Genomic DNA, 20120 nt, shown 5'->3' on the forward strand with positions numbered 1-20120 from the left:
GTGCAGGCCAGACCGGTTAATCCAGCCTTACCTTGCCACGCCCCGCCTTGACCGAACTGCGCGCCTTCTTCGCGTCGACGCGCCGCGCCTTGGCGGCCTTGCCCGGCTTGGTCGCCTTGCGCGCCTTCGGCACGACCGTGGCGTCCCGGATCAATTCCACCAGCCGGGCCAGCACCTCCTGCCGGTTCAAGAGCTGCGATCGCGAGCCTTCGGAACGGAGGATCAGCACGCCCTCCGCCGTCATCCGCCGTCCGGCGATCGCCGCCAGCCGGTGCTTGACCGCCTCGGGCAGCGACGGGCTGTTCGCCACGTCGAAGCGCAACTGCACCGCGCTGTCCGTGGTGTTCACATGCTGGCCGCCAGCCCCGGTCGAGCGGACGAAGCTCTCCGACAGCTCGTCGCTGTCGATGGAGATCGACCGGGTGACGGGGATGCGTGGCAAGGGCGCTAAAGCCCGGCCTGTTCGAGCAGTTCCTGCCCGAAGCCCGCTGCCGCGAAGGTCGCGGGCAGGGGGGCGGTCGCTTCCGCCGGCGGCTTCTCCCCGCGCGGGATGCTGAGGAAGCGGCTGTGCAGCAGCATAGGCCCTTCGCCCGATCCATAGACCGGATCGCCCGCAATGCCGAAGCCCAGGCCATGCAGCGCATGGGTCCGGATCTGATGGGTGCGTCCGCTGCGGGGGGTGAAGACGATCAGCGAGCGTCCGTCCTTCTCCGCGATCTTGCGCCAGTCGGTGAACGCGGCCTTCCCCGCCTTCGCCGGGATCATCCGCCACCCCTGGGCGGGCGTACTGATCTTCTTGAGCGACAGGCCGATGGTGCCGCTGTCCTCCGCCGGAACGCCGTCCAACACCGCGACATAGCGTTTCGCGACCGTTCCGGCCTCAAAGGCCGCGGCGAAGCGCTTGTGCGCCTTGGGATTGCGGGCGAGCAGCAGGCAGCCGCTGGTGTCGCGGTCCAGCCGGTGCACCGGCAGCGGCCAGCGCTGGAAGCCGAAGGTCAGCGAGGACAGGTGGTTTTCCAGCGAAAGCGACCCGTCACGCGGCGCGTCGACGGGCAGGCCCGCCGGCTTGTCGAGGATGATGGCCTCGCCATCGATGAACAGAACTCGGTCATGAAGCAGGGACAAGAGGCGTTTTTCCGTAAATGCAGGGCAGCGATTGACGCGCGTGCCGCTTCCTATAGGGCGTGGAGGGCATGGAGAACAGGGGGCATGAGGCGCATCCGCCGGGCGGAGGGCGGCTGGAATGGATCGATGTCGCGCGCGGCATCGGGATCGTCGCCGTGGTCGCCGGCCATGTGTGGACGCGCGGGGGACTGCGCGACGCAATGTACAGCTTCCACATGCCGCTGTTCTTCCTGCTGTCGGGCCTCCTGTCCCGTCCGCAGCCGGCGGGACGCTTCACCCGCCGCCAGCTCGCGTCCCAGATGCGGCCCTATACGGCTTTCCTGATCCTGCTGATCCTGACGGATCAGGTCGTCGAGACGATGAAGGGCGGCAGGCCGATCTTCCATGACTGGCCGGGGGATCTGGCGCCGATAGCGCTCGGCGGCTCCTGGTTGCGCGGGCCGTTCACCATATTCTGGTTCGTGCCCTGCCTGATGATGGCGCGCATCCTGTTCAACATGGTGCTGGCCCGCTGGCCCGACCCGCTCGACCGGCGCTGGGCGTTGTTGATGCTGCCGGTGCTGCTGATCGCCTATGGCGCGGGACAATGCACCAGCCTGTCGCCGCTGGGGCTGCTCACCCTACCCATGGCCCTGGTCCTGCTCTGGGCGGGGGCGGCATGGCAGCGCGTGGACTGGCGAAGCTGGATGCTGGCGCCGCTGGTCCCGCTGTCGCTGGCCGGGCTGACGGCGCTGCTGCCGACGCTCAACATGAAGGCGGCCGACTATGGCTGGCCCTTATTGTCCATCGCCTCGGCCATGGCCACCAGCTTCCTGCTGTTCCGCCTTTCGGTGCGGATCGCGCCCTTTGGCGGGTGGATCGCCGCCATCGGGCGCGCATCGCTGGTCATCATGTATCTCCACGTCGCGGTCATTCACTATCTTTCGCCCTATATGGCCAAGCCGTGGCTGCTGGTGCAGGCGCTTCTGATACCGCTCGCCGCTTATTATCTGATCCGGGCCGTCCCCGGCGCGCAAAGGATTTTCCTCTAAAAAGCGCGCTGCGTTACACGGGACGCGCGCTCCAGGCTTTTGTTGGGGCATCGTTTGATCGGAAGACCGGTTCCCGACCTTCGACAGGCCCAGCGCAGGCTTTCCGGCCCCGTCAATGCAGATGCCGCAGCTTGTCCGGGTTGCGCATCACATAGATGCCGGTGACGCGCCCATCCTCGATGTCGAGCGCCGTGGTCTGGAGTTCGCCGTCCGCCTCCCGGGTGACGAAGCCGGGAAGGCCGTTGATCAATCCCACGCGCACCAGCGTCGACCCATATTTGCCGAACAGCACGGCCAGCGCCTTGTGCATCTGCATGACCGGGCCGAAGCCCAGCACGGGAACGATCGCGGCAGGGCGCTTGCCGCCGCCATCGCTGTGCAGGCTGACATCCCGTGCCAGCATCGCGCCCAGCGCCGCCATGTCGCCGCTCCGCGAGGCGGCGAAGAAGGCGCCGGCAATCTCCAGCCCGTGCTGTCTTTCCACCCGGTAGCGGGGTCTCGCCTCCCGCACATGGGCCCGCGCCCGCGCCGCCAGTTGACGGCAGGCCGCCGGATCGCGTTCGACCGTGGCGGCGATTTCCTCGAAGCCGACGCCGAAGACGTCATGCAGCAGGAAAGCCGCCCGCTCCAGCGGCGACAGCCGTTCCAGCGCCAGCATCAGCGGCAGCGTCACATCCTCTTCTTCCCCGGCGTCGTCCACCACCGGATCGGGCAGCCAGGGGCCGATATAGGTTTCGCGGTTGCGCCGCGCCGACTTGAGCTGGTCGAGGCACAGCCGCGTCACGGTGCGGCGCAGGAACGCTTCCGGCTCGCGCACCGCGTCGCGGTCGGCGCCCATCCATCGGATAAAGGCTTCCTGCACCACATCCTCGGCGTCCGCGACCGAACCCAGCATGCGATAGGCGACGCGGATGAGCCTGGGACGCAGCGGATCGAAGCTCTCCGCCGCGCCCCCATGCGCCCCCTGCGCCATCACGCAGCCGCCCTGGCCGGCGTGTCGTACCAGAGGCCGAAGCCCACCGCGATCCGGTTCCAGCCGTTGATGACGTTGATCATCAGGGTCAGCTTCACCTGCTCCTCCTCCGAAAACTCGGCTGCCAGCGCCTTGTGGGCCGCTTCATGGCTGTGCCCTTCGGAAAGGCGCGTCAAGGCCTCCGTCCATTCCAGCGCGGCCCGCTCCCGGGCCGTATAGCAGGGCGCCTCCCGCCAGGCGGAAAGCAGGTGGATGCGCTGTTCGCTTTCGCCCTGCGCGCGGGCCTCGACCGTGTGCATGTTGATGCAGTTGGCGCACTGGTTGATCTGCGACGCGCGGATCTTCACCAGCTCGATAAGGCTCGGCTCAAGGCTGGCATTGATGGCGGCGGAGGTGGCGAACCAGCTTTTCATAAGCTGGGGCGCGGCGGCAAAGGGGTCGAGCTTGGCAGTCATGTCAGCACCTTTCTTCCTGAGTTATGCCGACATGACGAGACAGGATCGGCTGGCGTGACATGGGTCGCGAAAAAAATGCCATATCGGCGATTGGAAGGGGGGAACAGCGGCACTGCTCCACTCCACCCCTTCAAACCAGCCACTTGCCTTGTCTGGACCTGGAGGGAAGGGGCTTGATGTCCCCTAACCGCCCCCTAGAGCCAATCGACATTCAGCTCTGACGGCCTGCAAATGACGCTTTTCCGTGCTTCCGGTGCTCACCTACTTTGAGTAGGCTGCGCTCCGGGTCACGGAAAACCACCATTTTCGGCTCGTCATCTTCTGAATGTCGATTGGCTCTAGCCCCCGCGGCCGTCCACTTCATCAGCGCGACCTTCATCCCCCGGCCAATGACCGCTTCCCAAGCCTTGCAAAAATGCTCTAGGGCGGGCGGCATGACCAATATTCTTCTCGTCATGGCAGGAGGCGCCGTCGGATCGGCCTTGCGCTACCTGCTCGGGCGTCTCGCTATCCAGATATTCCCTGGCGCCCTGTGGCCCTGGGGAACATTCGGCGCGAATATCATCGGCGGTTTCGCCATGGGCCTGTTCGCCGGATGGCTGGCCCGCTTCAATATGACGGGGGGCGAACCGATCCGGCTGCTGCTTGCCGTCGGTCTGCTGGGCGGCTTCACGACCTTTTCCTCCTTCAGCCTGGAAACCGTGCTGATGATGGAGCGGGGGCAGCCGGGCATGGCGCTGGGCTATGCGGTCCTTTCCGTCATCGGCGCCGTGGGCGCGCTGGCCGGCGGCCTGGCCGTCATGAGGAGCGTCGCATGAAGGGCCGTCCTCCCGGCAAACCCACCGGCCCCCGCAAGCCCGGCGCAGCGCCCCAGGGGCGGGCGCGCGGCGCGGCCAAGGCGGCTCGCGCCCGCAAGCCGGATGCGCCTAAGCCCGCTGCCCGGCCTCCTGTCAAAACGCCCGCCGCCAAAACGCCTGCGGCAAAGACTGCTGCCCGGTCCGCCTCCTCCTCTCCGGCGAAGGGCGTGTCGCTCGACGTGCGGCAATTCCGCGTGGCGGCGGATGACGACGGCATCCGGCTCGACCGCTGGTTCCAGCGGCATCTGCCTGACATCGGCTTCAACACCGTCTCGCGCTGGGCGCGCACCGGCCAGTTGCGCGTGGATGGCGCCCGCGCCGCGCCGGGCGACCGCATCGCGGAGGGCCAGACCATCCGCGTGCCCCCCGCCGAGCCCAAGGCTCCCGAAACCGCGAAGCCCAAACGCGTTCGTCCGCTACTGACGGACGATCAGGCGGCCTTCGCCCAGGGGCTCGTCATCCATCGCGACGCGCAAGCCATCGTCATCAACAAACCGCCCGGCCTCGCCACGCAGGGCGGCACCAAGACGGACGATCATGTCGACGGCCTGCTTGATGCGCTGGAGTTCGACCTCGACCAGCGGCCCAAGCTCGTCCACCGGCTGGACAAGGACACGTCCGGCGCGCTGCTCGTCGCGCGCACCGCGCGGTCGGCCGCCTTCTTCGCCAAGGCCTTCTCCAGCCGCACGGCGCGCAAGGTCTATTGGGCCATCGTGATGGGCGTGCCCTCCATCGAGGATGGCATGATCGAACTGCCCATCGCCAAGCAGCCCGGCACCGGCGGCGAGAAAATGCATGTCGATGAGGAAGAGGGGCTTCCTTCCCGCTCGCGCTATCGCGTGATCGAACGCGCGGGCAATCGCGCCGCCTGGGTCGAACTGCAACCCTATACCGGCCGGACCCACCAGTTGCGCGTCCATATGGCGGCAATCGGCCATCCCATCCTCGGGGACGGCAAATATGGCGGCAAGGACGCCTTTCTGAGCGGCACGATCAGCCGCAAGATGCATCTTCACGCCCGCCGCATCCGGGTCGATCATCCCGATGGCGGCCGGGTCGACGTGCGGGCCGAACTGCCCGAGCATTTCGCCGCCAGCCTTGCCTCGCTGGGCTTCGACCTCTCCGCCGGCGACCTGCCGCTGGACGAGGAGGTCGCCCGCGCGCCCACGCGGGAGGATGAGAAGAAGGCCGCCCGCGCTCATGCCAAGCAGATCCGCAAGGGCCGCAAGGGCGAACGGCGCGCCCGCGGTTCGGGTGGAGGGCCGCGCAGGAAATGACGCCCGGCGCGCCTTATCGCTGGCGGGACGAAGCCGCGATCCGCGCATTCGTCGCGGAGGTGGGCTTCGGCCTGCTCTGCGTGGCCGCACCGGACCGCCAGCATGTCGTCCATCTGCCGCTCGTCTGGAGGGACGAGCGGCATGTCGGCCTTCACCTCCACCGCGCCAATCCCATCGTCCGCCACCTGGACGGTCAGGAAGCGCTGATCGTCGTGACCGGCGCCCATCATTATATCAGCCCCGACTGGTACGGCATGCCCGACAAGGTGCCGACCTGGAACTACCAGTCGGCGGAATTGCGGGGCGTCATGCGCAGGCTGGACCATGAGCAGACCGTCGCCCATCTCGACGCGCTGTCGAACGATCAGGAAAGCCGCCTCCTGCCGAAACCGGTCTGGACCCGCGAGAAGATGAGCGAGGGGCTGTTCGAGCGTGTGATGACGGGCCTGATCGGCTTTGAGATCGCCGTGCATGCGATGGAAGGCACGATGAAGCTGGGACAGGACAAGCCGGAATCCGCGCGCATCGCCGTGGCGGACGCTCTCGCGACCAGAGGCGATGCCGCCATGTCCACCCTCATGCGGGCGACGCTGTCATGAGCAATCGCCTTGCCGTATTCGATTGCGACGGCACGCTGGTCGACAGCCAGCACAGCATCTGCACGGCCATGGTCCGCGCGTTCGAGGGCGAGAAGCTGGTGGCGCCGGACCGCGCGACGATCCTGTCGGTCGTCGGCCTGTCGCTCCCGCTCGCCATGGCGCGGCTCCTGCCGGATGCGGAGGCCGATTATCACGATCATCTGTCGGAAAGCTACAAGCTGGCCTTCCAGCAGCTTCGCCGCGAAAATGCGGTGTCGGAACCGCTCTATCCCGGCATTGCCGAACTGATCCGCGAACTGGATGCCGATGGCTGGCTGCTGGGCGTCGCCACCGGCAAATCGGACCGCGGCCTGCAACTTTGCCTCACCCATCATGGCATCCACGCCCATTTCGTGACGTTGCAGACCGCCGACCGCCATCCGTCGAAGCCGCATCCCTCCATGCTGCTGACGGCCATGGCCGAAGCAGGAGCGACACCGGAAAGCACGGTGATGATCGGCGACACCAGCTTCGACATCGACATGGCGCTGTCTGCCGGCACGCGGGCGCTGGGCGTGGGCTGGGGCTATCACACGCCGCAGGATCTGATGGACGCCGGCGCACACAGCGTCGCCATGGACAGCGCGGAGCTGCGCGGCCATATCCACGCCCCCCATGTCCCTTCGTCCGACAGCCGCTCCCGATGACCGACATGCCGCCCGTTCCTCCCACCGACCCGGAAAAGGTCGCCCGCCAGCGTTTCTTCGCGCTCGGCCTGTTCCGCCTGTCGGGCGCGCTGCTGGTGATGTTCGGCTTCCTGGTGCTGATGCAGCGCTTCCATTGGGTGCAGGGGAACAAGGCGAAGGCGATGGGCGCGATCTTCGTCATCGTCGGCCTGTTCCAGTTCGTCATCGTCCCGCGCCTGCTGCTCGCGCTGTTCAGGAAACCGCCGCAATCATGAAACGCTTCTACCAGGATGCCGCCGTCGTCGCGGTTGAATCCGGTTTCGAAATCCGCCTCGACGGCCGCCCGGTCCGCACGCCCGCCCGCGCGCCGCTGGCGCTGCCCACCCAGGGGCTTGCAGAGGCGATCGCCGAAGAATGGCGCGCGCAGGGCGACACGGTCGACCCCCGATCCATGCCGTTCACCGGGCTCGCCAACGGCGCCATAGACCAGATCGCGCCCAATAGCGGGAGTTTTGCCGCAGGCATCGCCCGCTATGCCGAAAGCGATCTGCTCTGCTATCGTGCGGAGGGGCCGGCCGAACTGATCGCTCGAGAGGCCGCGGCCTGGGACCCGCTGCTGGAATGGGCGACGACCCGCTACGACGTCGCGTTCCGGGTGACGCAGGGCATCGTTCCGGTGGCCCAGCCGACCGAAACGCTGGAGCGGCTGGCGGCTGCCGTGGCGGTTCTCGACCCTTTCACCCTGGCGGGGCTATCGACGCTGGTGACGCTGTCCGGCTCGCTCGTCTGCGGTCTGGCGGTGGTGGAGGGCGGGCATGACGCCGACCTGATCTGGACGGCGTCCGAAATCGACGAAGCCTGGGAAGTCGAACAATGGGGCGAGGACAAGGAAGCCGCCGCCCGGTCGGCGCAGCGCAGGAACGAATTTGCCATGGCCCGAGCCTTTTGCGAGATGGCCCGCGCCTGACCGGGTGGGAATGGCGCAGCGTCTTCGTTCAATATCGACAGGCGGGCGGCCCCGAAGCCCGCTTTTTTCGCAAGACCGAGGAGTGCTCCATTTTGCCGCCCCGTTTTTCTCTTTTCGTCCTGATCGCCCTGTCCGCGCCGCTGGCGCTGGCGGCCCCGGCGCTTGCCCAGCAGGCGGGGCAGGCGGCTCCCGCCGCCGGTCGGATGAGTTCGGAACAGATCGCGGCCTTCAACCGGGCGGTCACTGATTTCACCGCGGGACAGACCGCGCAGCAGGCCGGCGACAATGCCGCCGCCGCCGCGAAATATGAAGCCGCACTGCCCGCTATCCGCACGGCCGTGGAGCTCGACCCCGCCAGGATCGAAAATGTGAATTTCCTCGCCAACGCGCTTTACGCCGATGCGGCGGCGCAGGGCGCGTTGGGCAGGATGGACAGGGTGATCGCGCTCTACACCGAATCCGCGCCCCATTGGCGCAAGCTGGTGGAGGCAAAGCCCGCCGATGCCGCCAGCCGCAATATCTTCGCCGGCATCTTGATCCAGATGGGCAATCAGAAGCTGGCCGGCAATGACAGGACCGGGGCCGATCCCCTCTATCAGGAGGCGCTGACCCTCGCGCGCAGGTCCGTCGCGGAAAAGGCCGGGGACGCAGTGTCCCGGAACATCCTGCTATCCGCGCTGATCGGGGTCAGCCAGACTGGCAACGACCCGGCCCTGTCCGCCGAAGCGCTGAAAATGGGCAAGGCGATGCTGAGCGACGGCACCATCGATGCAATGAACAAGCCCTCTATCGAGGCGATGACGGGCGCCAAGGCCGGCTGACGCCGCTATTTAGAGCGCGCTGCGTTAAATCGGACGCAGGCCGCGCGCTCCAAGCTTTTGTTGTCGCATCGTTTTAAACGCAAAACCGATTCCCACTTTTGCGCACGACGCCCTATTTGTCCAACGGTGAACCTGCCCCCGCGAAGGCGGGAGCACGCCATGTTTCAACCTGTCCGACCCTGTGCGAACGGGACAGGTAACGCTCTGCGCCTAAGCCGTCAGGCCCATGATCTTGTCGGCATAGAGCAGCCGCCCCGGCCCCATCAGGCCGATGAATTGCGGCAGCATATGGCGGGCAAGCGCGAAACAGCCCTCGCTGCGGCCGATCTTGCCCCAGGTCGCGATATGGTTCTCGCTGACATAGTCCGCGCCATGCACGACGATGGCGCGCATCTCCGCATTGTTGTTCTGTGGATCGAGCCCGGCCAGGCGCATCGCCCGGCCATGCTGGCCCTCATAGATTTCGCCGGTCTTGAAAGCGCCCGAACTGCTCGCCAGTGAATTGGGTTCATTGGAAAAGCTGTGGAGCCATCCCGAATGCTCGGGGTCGGAACCGCGGCCATGGGCAACCAGATAGGAACTTGCCTGCCCGCCGATCAGGTCGACCACATGGAAGCGCAATTCGCGCGACGGCGCATTGAAATCGGCCAGCGCCACCCGGTCCCGCAGGGTGAACATATGCCCATGCTGGTCCAGCGCGGCCTTTGCCCGCTCCAGCAGTTTCGCATAGGGCTGGGTCGCGAGCGGCCCCGGCGAAGCCGGACGCGGTGCGGGAGGAACTGCCGGCTGTGGCTGCGTTTCGCCCAGCGGAGCGGCCCGCCCGGCACTGTCGGCAAGAAACGAAAATGCCAGCCCGCTCAAAGCGAGCTTGGTAAAACTACGACGATCCATGAATCGCAATATAGCAAAGGAGCAGCGCCAGTCCAAGGGCGGCGCAGGATCGCCGCCGCCGTCCCGCCTCCTTTCCGGGGCGGGAAGACTCCGGCCGATGGCGCGGGCCCCTATTCGGTGGCGTTCGCGCCTTCGTCTGCGCCGTCCTGGCCAAGGCGCGCCGTCATGCCTGTCGCGGCGGCGTCGTCCTCGATCTGCTGCTGTTCGGAAATGCGCGGCGGCGGCGCAGGTTCCGGCGCGGCCGCATTGTTGCCCGGCTCGGGAGCGGGGGCCACCGGTTCCTCCTCGATCACATTTTCGACCGGCGGCTCGACCAGATTGTTGGTCGCGGGCGCCTCTTCCTCCTTCTTGCCGCAGGCGGCGAGGGCAAGCGTCCCGGCAAGGGCGATAAGGGCGAATTTGCGCATGAAGATCAGTCCTTGGATGCGATGGAGGTGGCGGGCGCGGCGGTCGGGTCGACGCGGCGGCTGGACGCCTCGATCTTCGCCGCCAGCAGCTTGTCCCAGCCATAGGGGTCGGAACGGAAGCTCATCGTCCCGTTATTGCTGGCGAAGGCGGTCCAGTAAAGCAGGTACACCGCCACTTCCTTGGGCAGCGACACCCGCTGGGTCTTGCCTGCATCGATCAGCGACTGGATCTTGCCTGCAAGGTCGGGATTGCCCGCCACCATCAGCTCCGCCAGCGGGACGGGCTTTTCCAGGCGGATGCAGCCATGGCTGGCCAGCCGGTCATAGCTCGAAAACTTTGCCCGCGACGGCGTGTCGTGCAGGTAGACGGCGAAGGGATTGTTGAAGTCGAACTTCAACCGGCCAAGCGCGCTGTTCGGGCCGGCGGGCTGCACGATCCGCTCTCCGGTTTCCGGCGTGCCGACGATCTTGTACCCCTGCCGGATCAGTGTCGCGCGCCCCTTTGGCCACAATTCGCGCTTCGCGATGGAGGAGGGGACGTTCCACGGCGGGTTGACCACGATCGAATGGATGCTGGACGACAGCATCGGTGTCGCATTGTCCGGCGAGCCCGTCACCGCGCGCATCGACGTCACCGGCTGGTCGCCCTCGAACACCGTCAGCACGGCGGCGGCGATATTCACCTGCACCCGGTTGACCGGCAATTCGCGCGGCATCCAGCGCCAGCGTTCCATATTCGCCATGATCGCGGCGATGCGATCATCCACCGGCACGTTCAGCTCCCTGAGCGTCCGGGCGTCCAGCAGGCCGGTGGGGTTGAGGCCATAGCGCCGCTGCGCCCGTTGCAGCACATCGACCAGCTTTTCGCCGGGCGTGACGCTCTTGTCCTCTATGGCGATGCGCGCCCGCACGGCATCGGGGGAGGATTGCGCGGTGAGGGTGGGCCAGCCGCCCGCATCGCGAATGCGTTCGTAATTGGCGAGCCCCTTGCGCAGCCCGTCATAGCCGGCATAGGGCGGCGTCAGGCTGAGCGCCCATTGCGGCAGCCGGTCCTCGCTGATCGCCTTGGCCAGGCCGGGCCGGGGATCGAACCGCGCCGGGCGCAACGCCCAGATCTCCAGGAAGTCGGCGGTATCCACGCGCCCGGTGCTGAGCGCCTTCGCCCGGTCCAGCACGGCGGACAGAAGCGCCTCTCCCTTCAGTTCTCCGGTCGCCCTGGCGCGCGCCATCAACCCTTGGACCGCGCCGCCCTTCAGCCACTCGTTCAGCCATTTTTCCTGCGCTGCCGAGGGTTGCGGCAGCGGCACGGGCGGCGGCGTCACCATGGCCGGAGGCAGGATGACCTGCGGGGCGGGGGGCTGCGCCGACGGGGCGGGCATGGTCGGTGCGACGGCCGGCGGTTGCGCCACCGCCGGCACCGCGATGGCGCCCAGCAGGGAAATTACGGAAAAACGGATCATTTCAGGACGGTTCATGCTGGACCAGATAGCGCAAAGCCCGCATCGTTCAAACTCGAAGATAGCGGAAAAGATGATGCTGCACGTCGTTCACCATCCGGCCTATGTCTCTCCGGCAACAGCGGGCAGTTCCTTTCGCTTCGACAAATATGGGCTGGTGATGGAGGCGCTGACCATGGCGGCCGCACCCTTTACCGTGCATGAACCCGCCCCCATGCCGCGCGTCTGGATAGAGGCGGTCCACGACCCCGATTATGTCGAGCAGGTCGCGACGCAGACCGTGCCGCGCGAAAAGGAAAGACGGATCGGATTTCCGGTGACGGAGCGGGTGGCGCGCCGTTCGATGCTGTCGCCCGGCGGCACATGGCTGGCGGCGCGGCTCGCCATGCGCCATGGCTATGCGGCGAATGCGGCGGGCGGCAGCCATCATGCACTGCCCGGCAGCGGCGCGGGATATTGCGTGTTCAACGATCTTGCCATCGCTGCCAACCGGCTGATCGCGGAGGGGGATGCGCACCGGATATTGATCCTCGACCTCGACGTGCATCAGGGCGACGGCACGGCCGTGCTGACCGGCGGGCGTGGGGACATATTCACCCTGTCCATCCATGCGGACCGCAACTTCCCCGTGCGCAAGGCCCGCTCGACGCTCGACATCGGCCTGCCCGACGGCACGGGCGACGAGGCTTATATGGAGGCGCTGATGAGGGCCCTCCCGCCCGTGCTCGACGATTTCCGGCCTGATCTGATCCTCTACCAGGCCGGGGTCGACCCGCATGAAGACGATCGCCTCGGCCGCTTGGCGCTGAGCGATGCCGGGCTGGACCGCCGCGACCGCGCCGTGATGCGCGCCGCCCGCCGCCGCGGCATCCCGCTCGCCAGCACCATGGGCGGCGGCTATGGCGAAGACCGAATGGCCATCGCCCGGCGCCACGCCGATTGCATGATCCGCCTGGCGGAAGAGGCGGGTGATGGCCGATAGCTGCCGCTGAGCGCGCCATGTTCCTGCGAAGGCTCTCACGAGCCATTTGTCTGTTCAGCAAGGAAAGCGGAAAGTCGGCAAGCCTCCTTCCGCGCTTAATGCAGCGTTGCCTCCCCCGTGGCGTCGGAACCGGCGGCCTGCCTGCTCTCCATGATTTTTGCCGCGACCAGTCCTGCCGCGACCAGCGCCGCGAAATCGCTGAAGGCCAGATAAAGTATATAGCCCCAGGGCGCATGGTTGAACACCGCTTGCCCGATATGTAGCCACAGCACGGCCGCCAGCGCGAACAGGACCGTCGCTCTCGCCCGTCCAGCCAGATCGCCGCTCACGATCCGCAGCATCAGCGCAATGACGATGCCGACGACCAGCGCCAGGATCAGGCCGCCGATCAGCGCCCCGGCATCGGTCACCGGAAATCCGCTATTGTTGTAGAAGACCGTGGCGACCGGCCCCTTGCCATAGAGGATGGTGCCCTGCGCGGTCGCCGGGTCGGGAATCACATAGACGCCGGTGCCCGACGGCGTCAGCGCCTGCGCCAGGGCCGCCTGCAAATTGCTGCCGGCGGCGGACTCCGCGCGATGAAAGGCGAGCGCGCTCAGCGGCGTCCCCCAGAAGAGGAAGCCGACGAGATACATGGCGACGCCGCCGATCAGGCCGCCCAACAGGGTCTTGAACATATGCCCTCCTGTCCTCTCAAAGATCGAGAGGCTGACGGACAAACGCCGGAACGGCAATATCTTTCCGGGAAGGGCGCTTAATCGCCCTTGCGCGACGCCTTTTCCGCGATCCCCGACACGCCCTCGCGCCGGTCGAGTTCGTCCAGCACATCGTCCAGCGCGATGTCGAGGTCGGCCAGCAGCACCAGCAGATGGAACAGCAGGTCTGCGCTTTCGCCGATCGCGCCTTCGCGGTCCGCCGCCATGGCGGCGATCACCGTCTCCACGGCCTCTTCGCCCAGCTTCTGGGCGATCTTGCCGCGTCCCCTGGCGGTCAGCTTGGCCACATAGGATTGATCGGGATCGGCCTGCCGCCGCTGGCGGATGGTCCGTTCAAGATTAAAAAGGGTCGCGCGCATGGCGCCATCAAGCGCCACGCGCGCAAACCGTCAAACGAAAACTTACTTGCGCTTGCGGCGGGCGACGAAAACCCGCGCGCCCAGCACCGCGGCGCCAAGGCCGAACAGCGCCATCTGCTCCGGTTCGGGCACCGGCGTCGGCGTGCCGCCGGACGAGGAACCGCCCGAGCTGCTGGAGCCGCCGCATTTCTTGCCCCAGCACCAGGTCGCTTCCGCCGGAGCCGCCGCGCCCATCAGAGCGGCCACGCCAGCAACCAGAAACAGCTTGTTCACATTCATCATCTTCACCCCGCTGTTGATTGAGTCAGGTGCGGGAAGAGGTGCAGGCACCGTGCCAGTTCCATTAATTGGAGGCGGAACGGGGCCATCATGGTTAACATGGGCCTGCCGATCTGGGTTAATGTAAAGGCAACCGACGCTTTTCGGCGGAATCGGGTCGGTCAGGCGGTCCGGACCGCAATGCCGGCGGCCGCCAGCGCCTGATGCGCTTCAGCAATGCTATGTTGACCGAAATGAAATATGGACGCCGCGAGCACCGCGCTGGCATGGCCTTCCACCACGCCTTCGACCAGATGATCGAGCGTCCCGACGCCGCCGCTGGCGATGACCGGAACCGAAACCGCATCGGCAATGGCGCGGGTAAGGGCAAGGTCATAGCCCGCCTTGGTCCCATCGCCGTCCATGGACGTGACCAGCAGTTCGCCCGCGCCCAGTTGGGCAAGCCGCACCGCATGCTCCAGCGCATCGATGCCGGTCGGCTTGCGGCCGCCATGGGTGAAGATTTCCCAGCGGCCATCGCCCACCCGCCGCGCATCGACCGAGCCGACGACGCACTGGCTGCCGAAGCGGTCGGCGATGTCCGCCACCACCTCGGGCCGGGTGACGGCCGCGCTGTTCACCGCGACCTTGTCCGCACCCGCGAGCAGCAGGGCGCGGGCATCCTCCGGACTGCGCACGCCCCCACCCACCGTCACCGGCATGAAGCAGACCTCCGCCGTGCGCCGAACCACGTCGATGATCGTGCCGCGCGCCTCATGCGTGGCGGTGATGTCCAGGAAGCAGAGTTCATCCGCGCCCGCCGCGTCGTAAATCTTCGCCTGCTCGACCGGATCGCCCGCGTCGCGCAGATCGATGAAGTTCACGCCCTTGACCACGCGGCCATTGGCGACGTCCAGGCAGGGGATGACGCGGGTGCGGACGGTCATGCGGCCGCCTGCGCCACCGCCAGCGCCGCCTTCAGGTCCAGCCGCCCGTCATAGAGCGCGCGGCCCGTGATCACGCCTTCAATGCCCTCGTCGGCATGCAGGCTCAGCACCCGGATGTCCGCGATCCCCGCGACGCCGCCGCTGGCGATCACCGGAATGTCCGTGGCGCGGGCCAGATCGACGGTCGCATCGATGTTGCAGCCCTTGAGCAGGCCGTCGCGGCCGACATCGGTGAACAGCAGGCTGGCGACGCCCGCATCCTCGAACCGGCGGGCAAGGTCGACCACCGGCATGTCGGACTTCTCCGCCCAGCCGTCCGTCGCGACGAAGCCGTCCCGCGCATCCACCGCCACCACGATCCCGCCGGGGAAGTCCCGTGCCGCCGCCTTGACGAAGCCCGGGTCCTTCAGAGCCGCCGTGCCGATGACGATGCGCGACACGCCCAGGTCGAACCAGCGCTCCACCGCCTCCCGGTTGCGGATGCCCCCGCCCAGCTGCACATGGCCGGGAAAGGCCGCCACAATGGCCTCGACCGCTTCGGCATTGACCGCATGGCCCGCGAAGCTGCCGTCCAGATCGACCACATGCAGATGCTGCGCGCCCGCTTCCGCGAACAATATCGCCTGGGCGGCGGGATTGTCGCCATAGACGGTGGCGCGGTTCATGTCGCCTTCGGCCAGGCGCACGACCTGGCCGCCCTTGAGGTCGATGGCGGGGAAAACGATCAGGCTCATGGACGCCAATCCAGAAAACGGGACAGGAAGGAAAGGCCATAGCTCTGGCTCTTTTCCGGGTGAAACTGACAGCCGATGATGGTGTCGCGCGCCACCGCCGCGACCAGCGGCCCGCCATGATCGGTGACGGCGGCGACATGCGCCGGGTCGGCGGCTTCGAAATGATAGCTGTGCAGGAAGTAGGCCTCACCCGCTTCCAGCAGCGGAGGCGTGCCGCGCAGGGCCACGTCGTTCCAGCCCATGTGCGGCACCTTGATCGCCGGATCGCGCGGCTCGATCAGCCGGACGGTGCCGCCTATCCAGCCCAGCCCCTCGTGCCGGCCGAACTCTTCCCCCGCATCGGCCAGCAACTGCATGCCCACGCACACGCCCAGAAAGGGGACGCCGCGCTGGCGGACGGCCTCGTTCATCGCCTCCACCATGCCGGGAATCGCGACCAGGGCATCGCGGCAGGCGCGGAAGGCGCCGACGCCCGGCAGGACGATGCGGTCTGCCCCTGCCACGACATCCGGATCGGCGGTGATGACGGCGTCGTCCGCCCCCGCCTTGCGCAGGGCGTTGTGCACCGAATGAAGGTTGCCCGCGCCATAGTCGATCAGGGCAAGCGCGGTCACAGCATTCCCTTGGTCGAAGGAATGGCGTCGGCCTTGCGCGGGTCGATCTCCACCGCCTGCCGCAACGCGCGGGCAAGGCCCTTGAAGCAGCTTTCGACGATATGATGGTTGTTGCTGCCGTAGAGATTTTCGATGTGCAGCGTGATCCCGGCGGCCTGGGCGAAGCTGTGGAAGAAATGCTCCACCATCTCGCTGTCCCATTCCCCGATGCGCTGCACGGTGAAGTCCACCTTGAACACCAGCCAGGGGCGTCCCGAAATGTCCAGCGACACGCGGGTCAGCGTCTCGTCCATCGGGGAATAGACGCTGCCGTAGCGGGAAATGCCGCGCTTGTCGCCCAGCGCCTTCGCCACCGCCTCGCCAATGGCGATGGCCGTGTCCTCGGTCGTGTGATGCTGGTCCACATGCAGGTCGCCGACGGTCTTCACGTCCATGTCGATCAGCGAGTGACGCGACAGTTGCTCGATCATGTGATCCAGGAAACCGATGCCCGTCGAAACGGTGTAGATGCCGGTGCCGTCCAGGTTGACGGTCACGTCGATCTGCGTTTCCGCAGTGTTGCGGTGAATGTCGGCCGTGCGCATGGCAGCGCCCTATAACGAAGTGGACGGCCGTTGCAATGTGGCGTTGCACCTATACCGCGCACTTGACCCGCGCCGCCGCGCCGTTAGGACATTGGCGCATGAGCGACGACCTGCCCGACAGCCTGATTCCCTATGACGAAATCGTGCAGGAGGCCCTGCGCGCCGTCGTCGGCCGCGTGCTAGGGGAAATCGAACGGACGGGCGGCCTTCCCGGCGCGCATCATTTCTACATCACGTTCAAGACGCAGGCAGCCGGAGTCGATATTCCGCGCCATCTGGTCGAACGCTTCCCCGACGAAATGACCATCGTCCTCCAGAACAAATTCTGGGACCTGAAGGTCAGCGACGACGCCTTCGGGGTCAGCCTGACCTTCAACCAGGTGGCGGCGCATCTGCATATTCCCTTCGCCGCGATCACGGCCTTCGTCGATCCGGCGGTGAATTTCGCGCTCCAGTTCCAGGCGCAGGCCGACATTGCGCCCGAACCGCATGAAGAGGCGGAAAATGACGCGCCGCAGGTGACGACGGAGGACGGCTCCAATGTCGTGACCGTGGACTTCGGCAAGAAGAAATAAGGCTGGAAACAGGGGCGGGGGCTCCCCAGATTGACGGCACTCCGGCGACATCATGGGAGTGCCCGACTTGAACGACAGCCGCACCGAAACCGACAGCATCGGCGCCATAGAAGTGCCCGCCAGCGCCTATTGGGGCGCGCAGACCCAGCGGAGCATCGAGAATTTCCCCTTCGGCCCCGGAGAACGCATGCCGATCGGCATCGTCCACGCGCTGGCCATCGTGAAGCAGGCGGCGGCGCGGGTCAATCGAGGACACGGACTCGATTCGGACCTGGCGGATGCAATCGAGGCGGCGGCGGCGCAGGTCGTCGCGGGCAACCATGACGACCAGTTCCCGCTCGTCATCTGGCAGACCGGCAGCGGCACCCAATCCAACATGAACGTCAATGAGGTGATCGCGGGCGTCGCCAATGAGGCCCTGACCGGCAAGCGCGGCGGCAAGAGCCCGGTCCACCCCAACGACCATGTGAATATGGGCCAGTCGTCCAATGACAGCTTCCCGACCGCCCTGCACATTGCGGCGGCGCGGGCCGCCACGGCGGCCCTGTTCCCGGCGCTCGACCGGCTCCACGCCGCCCTAGACGCCAGGGCGAAGGCGTGGGAGGGCATCGTGAAGATCGGCCGCACCCATCTGCAGGACGCGACGCCGCTGACGCTGGGCCAGGAATTTTCCGGCTACGCCCATCAACTCTACCGCAGCCGCAAGCGGATCGAGCCGGCGGTCATGCACGGCATGATGGCGCTGGCGCAGGGCGGCACGGCGGTCGGCACCGGCCTCAACGCGCCCGCGGGCTTCGACGTGGCGGTGGCGAAGGAAATCGCGGCGCTGACCGGCCTGCCGTTCCGGACCGCCGACAACAAGTTCGAGGCGCTCGCCTCCAACGATCCGCTGGTGCACCTGTCCTCCACCCTGGCGACGCTGGCAGTGGCGCTGACCAAGATCGCCAACGACATCCGCCTGCTGGGCAGCGGCCCGCGCTCGGGCCTTGGCGAACTCGACCTGCCGGCCAATGAACCGGGCAGTTCGATCATGCCCGGGAAGGTCAATCCCACCCAGTGCGAGATGCTGACCATGGTCGCCGCGCAGGTCATCGGCAATCATCAGGCGGCGACGGTCGGCGGCCTTCAGGGGCATCTGGAACTCAATGTCTTCAAGCCGATGATCGGCGCGGCGGTGCTGCGGTCTATCCATCTGCTCAGCGTCGGCATGGATAGTTTCGCAGAACGCTGCGTCGACGGGCTGGAGGCGAATGAGAGGCGGATTGCCGAGCTGGTCGACCGGTCGCTGATGCTGGTCACCGCGCTCGCGCCCGAAATCGGCTATGACAATGCCGCCAGGATCGCGAAACACGCCCATGCCGAAGGGCTGACGCTGAAGGAGGCGGGCCTGCAATTGGGGTTGGTCGATGGGGAAAGCTTCGACCGGCTTGTCCGGCCCGAAAATATGGTCTGATCCACATCGGCATGGTGGAACCGGTCGCGCTGCGGTACATTGATGTCCCATGAGGAAAAAATCGCCCGCCCAGCCGCTGATCGCCGTCCGCCCGCCCCGCAAGGACGGGCTGCTCCGAAAGGCGGCCCGCGTCGGTGCGACCGTCGTCGCGGCGCGGGTGGCCGCCGATACCGGCAAGAAGGGCGTGATCGGCCTGCTGGCTGGCATGGGGGCCAAGCGGCTCATCATGCGTCATCCCATGGGCACGCTGTTCGTGACGGGCGCCTATATGGCCGGAAAGGTATATGAGGCGAAGCGTGAGGCGGATCGCAAGCGCAAGGTCAAGGCCCTGCCGGACGGCAGTCCGCCGCCGATCCTGATCGAGGAAGCGCGCAAGGCCCGCAAGGGTTGACGGCGCGACAGTCCCCCTTGCCAAATCCCGTCCATGACGCCAAGAGCGGCCATGGCCGACAGCATCTCCATAGAGACGCCCGATTTCAAGCGCCGCGGCGTCCTGTTCGTTCTTTCCTCGCCCTCTGGCGCCGGTAAATCCACCATCGCGCGCAAGCTGCTGGCTGCGGAGCCGGATCTTGCCATGTCGGTTTCCGCGACCACGCGGCCGATGCGGCCGGGGGAGGTCGACGGCAAGGATTATCATTTCGTCGATCTGGAGGAATTCCGGCGGATGACCGCCGATCACGAATTCCTGGAATGGGCGCATGTCTTCGGGCAGCGCTACGGCACGCCCCGCGCTCCGGTGGAGGCGATGCTGAAGTCCGGCCGCGACGTTCTGTTCGACATCGATTGGCAGGGTGCGCAGCAACTCCACCAGATTGCGGGCGGTGACGTGGTGCGGGTGTTCATCCTGCCGCCGTCGATGGAGGAACTGGAGCGTCGCCTGCGCGGTCGGGCGACGGACAGCAATGAGGTGATCGAAGGCCGCATGGCCCGCGCGGCGGGAGAGATCGCGCACTGGGACGGCTATGATTATGTCCTGTGCAATGTCGATGCGGAAGATTGCTTCCGGCGCGTCCAGACGATCCTGCACGCCGAACGCATGAAGCGCAGCCGCCAGACGGGTCTGATCGGCTTCATCCGCAGGCTCAGCCGCTATCATCAGGAAGATTGAGGGATTTGGACGTACCATGCGCCTGCGAAGGCAGGAACATGGCAGGTTTCAATCCTGCCGGGTCATGCCCGGGGATGATCGCCAGAGCATCGTGCGCAAAAGTGGGAACCGGTTTTGCGTTTAAAACGATGCGACGACAAAAGCTTGGAGCGCGCGGCCTGCGTCCGATTTAACGCAACGCGCTCTAGGGTTTGTGGGGATTCATCGTGAGTTGATGATGGCTGCGGCGAGATAGATCATTGCAGAGAAGCTCTGGTCGGTTTTG

General features: G+C 66.5%; 27 protein-coding genes. 13 read left to right on the forward strand and 14 right to left on the reverse strand.

Annotation, left to right across the window (positions count from 1 at the left end):
• Window positions 1–16 precede the first annotated feature (16 nt).
• Entirely contained in the window at window positions 17–442 is a 426-nt protein-coding gene (gene arfB, locus K7W03_RS18275; protein ID WP_025550175.1) for an alternative ribosome rescue aminoacyl-tRNA hydrolase ArfB, read from the reverse strand.
• Between the two features lie 5 nt (window positions 443–447).
• Window positions 448–1125, reverse strand: coding sequence for an RluA family pseudouridine synthase (locus K7W03_RS18280; RefSeq protein WP_222886993.1), 678 nt, complete (start codon window positions 1123–1125; stop codon window positions 448–450).
• 68 nt (window positions 1126–1193) lie between these two features.
• Between K7W03_RS18280 and K7W03_RS18285 the strand changes: the two genes are divergently transcribed.
• Entirely contained in the window at window positions 1194–2156 is a 963-nt protein-coding gene (locus tag K7W03_RS18285; protein WP_222886994.1) for an acyltransferase family protein, read from the forward strand.
• 112 nt (window positions 2157–2268) lie between these two features.
• Here the strand turns inward: K7W03_RS18285 and K7W03_RS18290 are convergent, their stop codons facing one another.
• Both K7W03_RS18290 and K7W03_RS18295 read right to left on the reverse strand, forming a co-directional pair.
• Complete coding sequence (locus K7W03_RS18290; RefSeq protein ID WP_025550172.1) at window positions 2269–3129, reverse strand: sigma-70 family RNA polymerase sigma factor; 861 nt, start codon at window positions 3127–3129, stop codon at window positions 2269–2271.
• Window positions 3129–3584 carry a carboxymuconolactone decarboxylase family protein gene (locus K7W03_RS18295; protein ID WP_222886995.1) on the reverse strand — a complete coding sequence of 152 codons (456 nt, stop codon included), beginning with the start codon at window positions 3582–3584 and terminating at the stop codon, window positions 3129–3131. The genes K7W03_RS18290 and K7W03_RS18295 overlap by 1 nt, the downstream gene beginning before the upstream one ends.
• 434 nt (window positions 3585–4018) lie before the next feature.
• On the opposite strand from K7W03_RS18295, the gene crcB reads away from it, so the two are divergent.
• From crcB to K7W03_RS18330, 7 genes are all read left to right on the forward strand, one after another.
• A complete protein-coding gene (crcB, locus tag K7W03_RS18300; protein WP_048575370.1) occupies window positions 4019–4402 on the forward strand; it encodes a fluoride efflux transporter CrcB in 384 nt (127 codons plus the stop codon).
• Window positions 4399–5718, forward strand: a complete 1320-nt coding sequence (locus K7W03_RS18305) for an RluA family pseudouridine synthase (RefSeq protein WP_222886996.1) — start codon at window positions 4399–4401, stop codon at window positions 5716–5718. The genes crcB and K7W03_RS18305 overlap by 4 nt, the downstream gene beginning before the upstream one ends.
• Entirely contained in the window at window positions 5715–6317 is a 603-nt protein-coding gene (locus tag K7W03_RS18310) for an FMN-binding negative transcriptional regulator (RefSeq protein ID WP_222886997.1), read from the forward strand. Before K7W03_RS18305 ends, K7W03_RS18310 begins: the two co-directional genes overlap by 4 nt.
• A complete protein-coding gene (locus K7W03_RS18315) occupies window positions 6314–7003 on the forward strand; it encodes an HAD-IA family hydrolase (RefSeq protein ID WP_025550168.1) in 690 nt (229 codons plus the stop codon). Before K7W03_RS18310 ends, K7W03_RS18315 begins: the two co-directional genes overlap by 4 nt.
• Window positions 7000–7257 (forward strand): hypothetical protein, encoded by a 258-nt coding sequence (locus K7W03_RS18320; protein WP_025550167.1) that lies wholly within the window; start codon window positions 7000–7002, stop codon window positions 7255–7257. The genes K7W03_RS18315 and K7W03_RS18320 overlap by 4 nt, the downstream gene beginning before the upstream one ends.
• Window positions 7254–7949 (forward strand): ATP12 family chaperone protein, encoded by a 696-nt coding sequence (locus K7W03_RS18325; protein ID WP_025550166.1) that lies wholly within the window; start codon window positions 7254–7256, stop codon window positions 7947–7949. Before K7W03_RS18320 ends, K7W03_RS18325 begins: the two co-directional genes overlap by 4 nt.
• A 92-nt stretch (window positions 7950–8041) precedes the next feature.
• Window positions 8042–8770: a hypothetical protein gene (locus K7W03_RS18330; RefSeq protein ID WP_048575364.1), complete on the forward strand. Its 729-nt coding sequence runs from the start codon at window positions 8042–8044 to the stop codon at window positions 8768–8770.
• A gap of 210 nt (window positions 8771–8980) precedes the next feature.
• Here the strand turns inward: K7W03_RS18330 and K7W03_RS18335 are convergent, their stop codons facing one another.
• The 3 genes from K7W03_RS18335 to K7W03_RS18345 all read right to left on the reverse strand — a co-directional run bounded on the left by K7W03_RS18335 (window position 8981) and on the right by K7W03_RS18345 (window position 11528).
• A complete protein-coding gene (locus K7W03_RS18335) occupies window positions 8981–9661 on the reverse strand; it encodes a murein L,D-transpeptidase catalytic domain family protein (RefSeq protein WP_044663083.1) in 681 nt (226 codons plus the stop codon).
• Between the two features lie 110 nt (window positions 9662–9771).
• Window positions 9772–10068: a hypothetical protein gene (locus K7W03_RS18340; RefSeq protein WP_222886998.1), complete on the reverse strand. Its 297-nt coding sequence runs from the start codon at window positions 10066–10068 to the stop codon at window positions 9772–9774.
• 5 nt (window positions 10069–10073) lie between these two features.
• On the reverse strand, window positions 10074–11528 hold the full coding sequence (locus K7W03_RS18345) for a L,D-transpeptidase family protein (protein WP_222886999.1): 1455 nt from the start codon (window positions 11526–11528) through the stop codon (window positions 10074–10076).
• Between the two features lie 73 nt (window positions 11529–11601).
• On the opposite strand from K7W03_RS18345, the gene K7W03_RS18350 reads away from it, so the two are divergent.
• The gene (locus tag K7W03_RS18350) at window positions 11602–12507 is read left to right on the forward strand and encodes a histone deacetylase (RefSeq protein ID WP_222887002.1); all 906 of its coding nucleotides are present in this window, start codon (window positions 11602–11604) and stop codon (window positions 12505–12507) included.
• Window positions 12508–12602: 95 nt separating this feature from the next.
• Here the strand turns inward: K7W03_RS18350 and K7W03_RS18355 are convergent, their stop codons facing one another.
• The 7 genes from K7W03_RS18355 to hisB all read right to left on the reverse strand — a co-directional run bounded on the left by K7W03_RS18355 (window position 12603) and on the right by hisB (window position 16719).
• Window positions 12603–13184, reverse strand: coding sequence for a hypothetical protein (locus K7W03_RS18355; RefSeq protein WP_048575361.1), 582 nt, complete (start codon window positions 13182–13184; stop codon window positions 12603–12605).
• Between the two features lie 77 nt (window positions 13185–13261).
• Complete coding sequence (locus K7W03_RS18360; protein ID WP_025551765.1) at window positions 13262–13582, reverse strand: phosphoribosyl-ATP diphosphatase; 321 nt, start codon at window positions 13580–13582, stop codon at window positions 13262–13264.
• 42 nt (window positions 13583–13624) lie between these two features.
• Window positions 13625–13861, reverse strand: a complete 237-nt coding sequence (locus K7W03_RS18365; protein ID WP_222887003.1) for a PEP-CTERM sorting domain-containing protein — start codon at window positions 13859–13861, stop codon at window positions 13625–13627.
• Window positions 13862–14022: 161 nt separating this feature from the next.
• On the reverse strand, window positions 14023–14787 hold the full coding sequence (gene hisF / locus K7W03_RS18370; protein ID WP_044661851.1) for an imidazole glycerol phosphate synthase subunit HisF: 765 nt from the start codon (window positions 14785–14787) through the stop codon (window positions 14023–14025).
• Complete coding sequence (hisA, locus tag K7W03_RS18375) at window positions 14784–15521, reverse strand: 1-(5-phosphoribosyl)-5-[(5-phosphoribosylamino)methylideneamino]imidazole-4-carboxamide isomerase (protein ID WP_044661852.1); 738 nt, start codon at window positions 15519–15521, stop codon at window positions 14784–14786. Before hisA ends, hisF begins: the two co-directional genes overlap by 4 nt.
• Window positions 15518–16135: an imidazole glycerol phosphate synthase subunit HisH gene (hisH, locus tag K7W03_RS18380; RefSeq protein ID WP_025551759.1), complete on the reverse strand. Its 618-nt coding sequence runs from the start codon at window positions 16133–16135 to the stop codon at window positions 15518–15520. The genes hisA and hisH overlap by 4 nt, the downstream gene beginning before the upstream one ends.
• Window positions 16132–16719 carry an imidazoleglycerol-phosphate dehydratase HisB gene (hisB, locus tag K7W03_RS18385; protein ID WP_025551758.1) on the reverse strand — a complete coding sequence of 196 codons (588 nt, stop codon included), beginning with the start codon at window positions 16717–16719 and terminating at the stop codon, window positions 16132–16134. The genes hisH and hisB overlap by 4 nt, the downstream gene beginning before the upstream one ends.
• A 98-nt stretch (window positions 16720–16817) precedes the next feature.
• Here hisB and K7W03_RS18390 point away from each other — a divergent pair, with 98 nt between their 5' ends.
• The 4 genes from K7W03_RS18390 (at window position 16818) to gmk (ending at window position 19855) form a co-directional block, all read left to right on the forward strand.
• Complete coding sequence (locus K7W03_RS18390; RefSeq protein ID WP_044661853.1) at window positions 16818–17294, forward strand: SspB family protein; 477 nt, start codon at window positions 16818–16820, stop codon at window positions 17292–17294.
• Between the two features lie 67 nt (window positions 17295–17361).
• Complete coding sequence (gene fumC / locus K7W03_RS18395) at window positions 17362–18747, forward strand: class II fumarate hydratase (protein WP_222887000.1); 1386 nt, start codon at window positions 17362–17364, stop codon at window positions 18745–18747.
• A gap of 49 nt (window positions 18748–18796) precedes the next feature.
• Window positions 18797–19138 (forward strand): hypothetical protein, encoded by a 342-nt coding sequence (locus K7W03_RS18400; RefSeq protein ID WP_044661854.1) that lies wholly within the window; start codon window positions 18797–18799, stop codon window positions 19136–19138.
• A 51-nt stretch (window positions 19139–19189) separates the two neighbouring features.
• A complete protein-coding gene (gmk, locus tag K7W03_RS18405; RefSeq protein WP_025551753.1) occupies window positions 19190–19855 on the forward strand; it encodes a guanylate kinase in 666 nt (221 codons plus the stop codon).
• The last annotated feature ends 265 nt before the right edge of the window (window positions 19856–20120 follow it).

It is taken from the genome of Sphingobium sp. PNB (assembly GCF_019873065.1).
GTDB classification, from domain to species: domain Bacteria; phylum Pseudomonadota; class Alphaproteobacteria; order Sphingomonadales; family Sphingomonadaceae; genus Sphingobium; species Sphingobium fuliginis.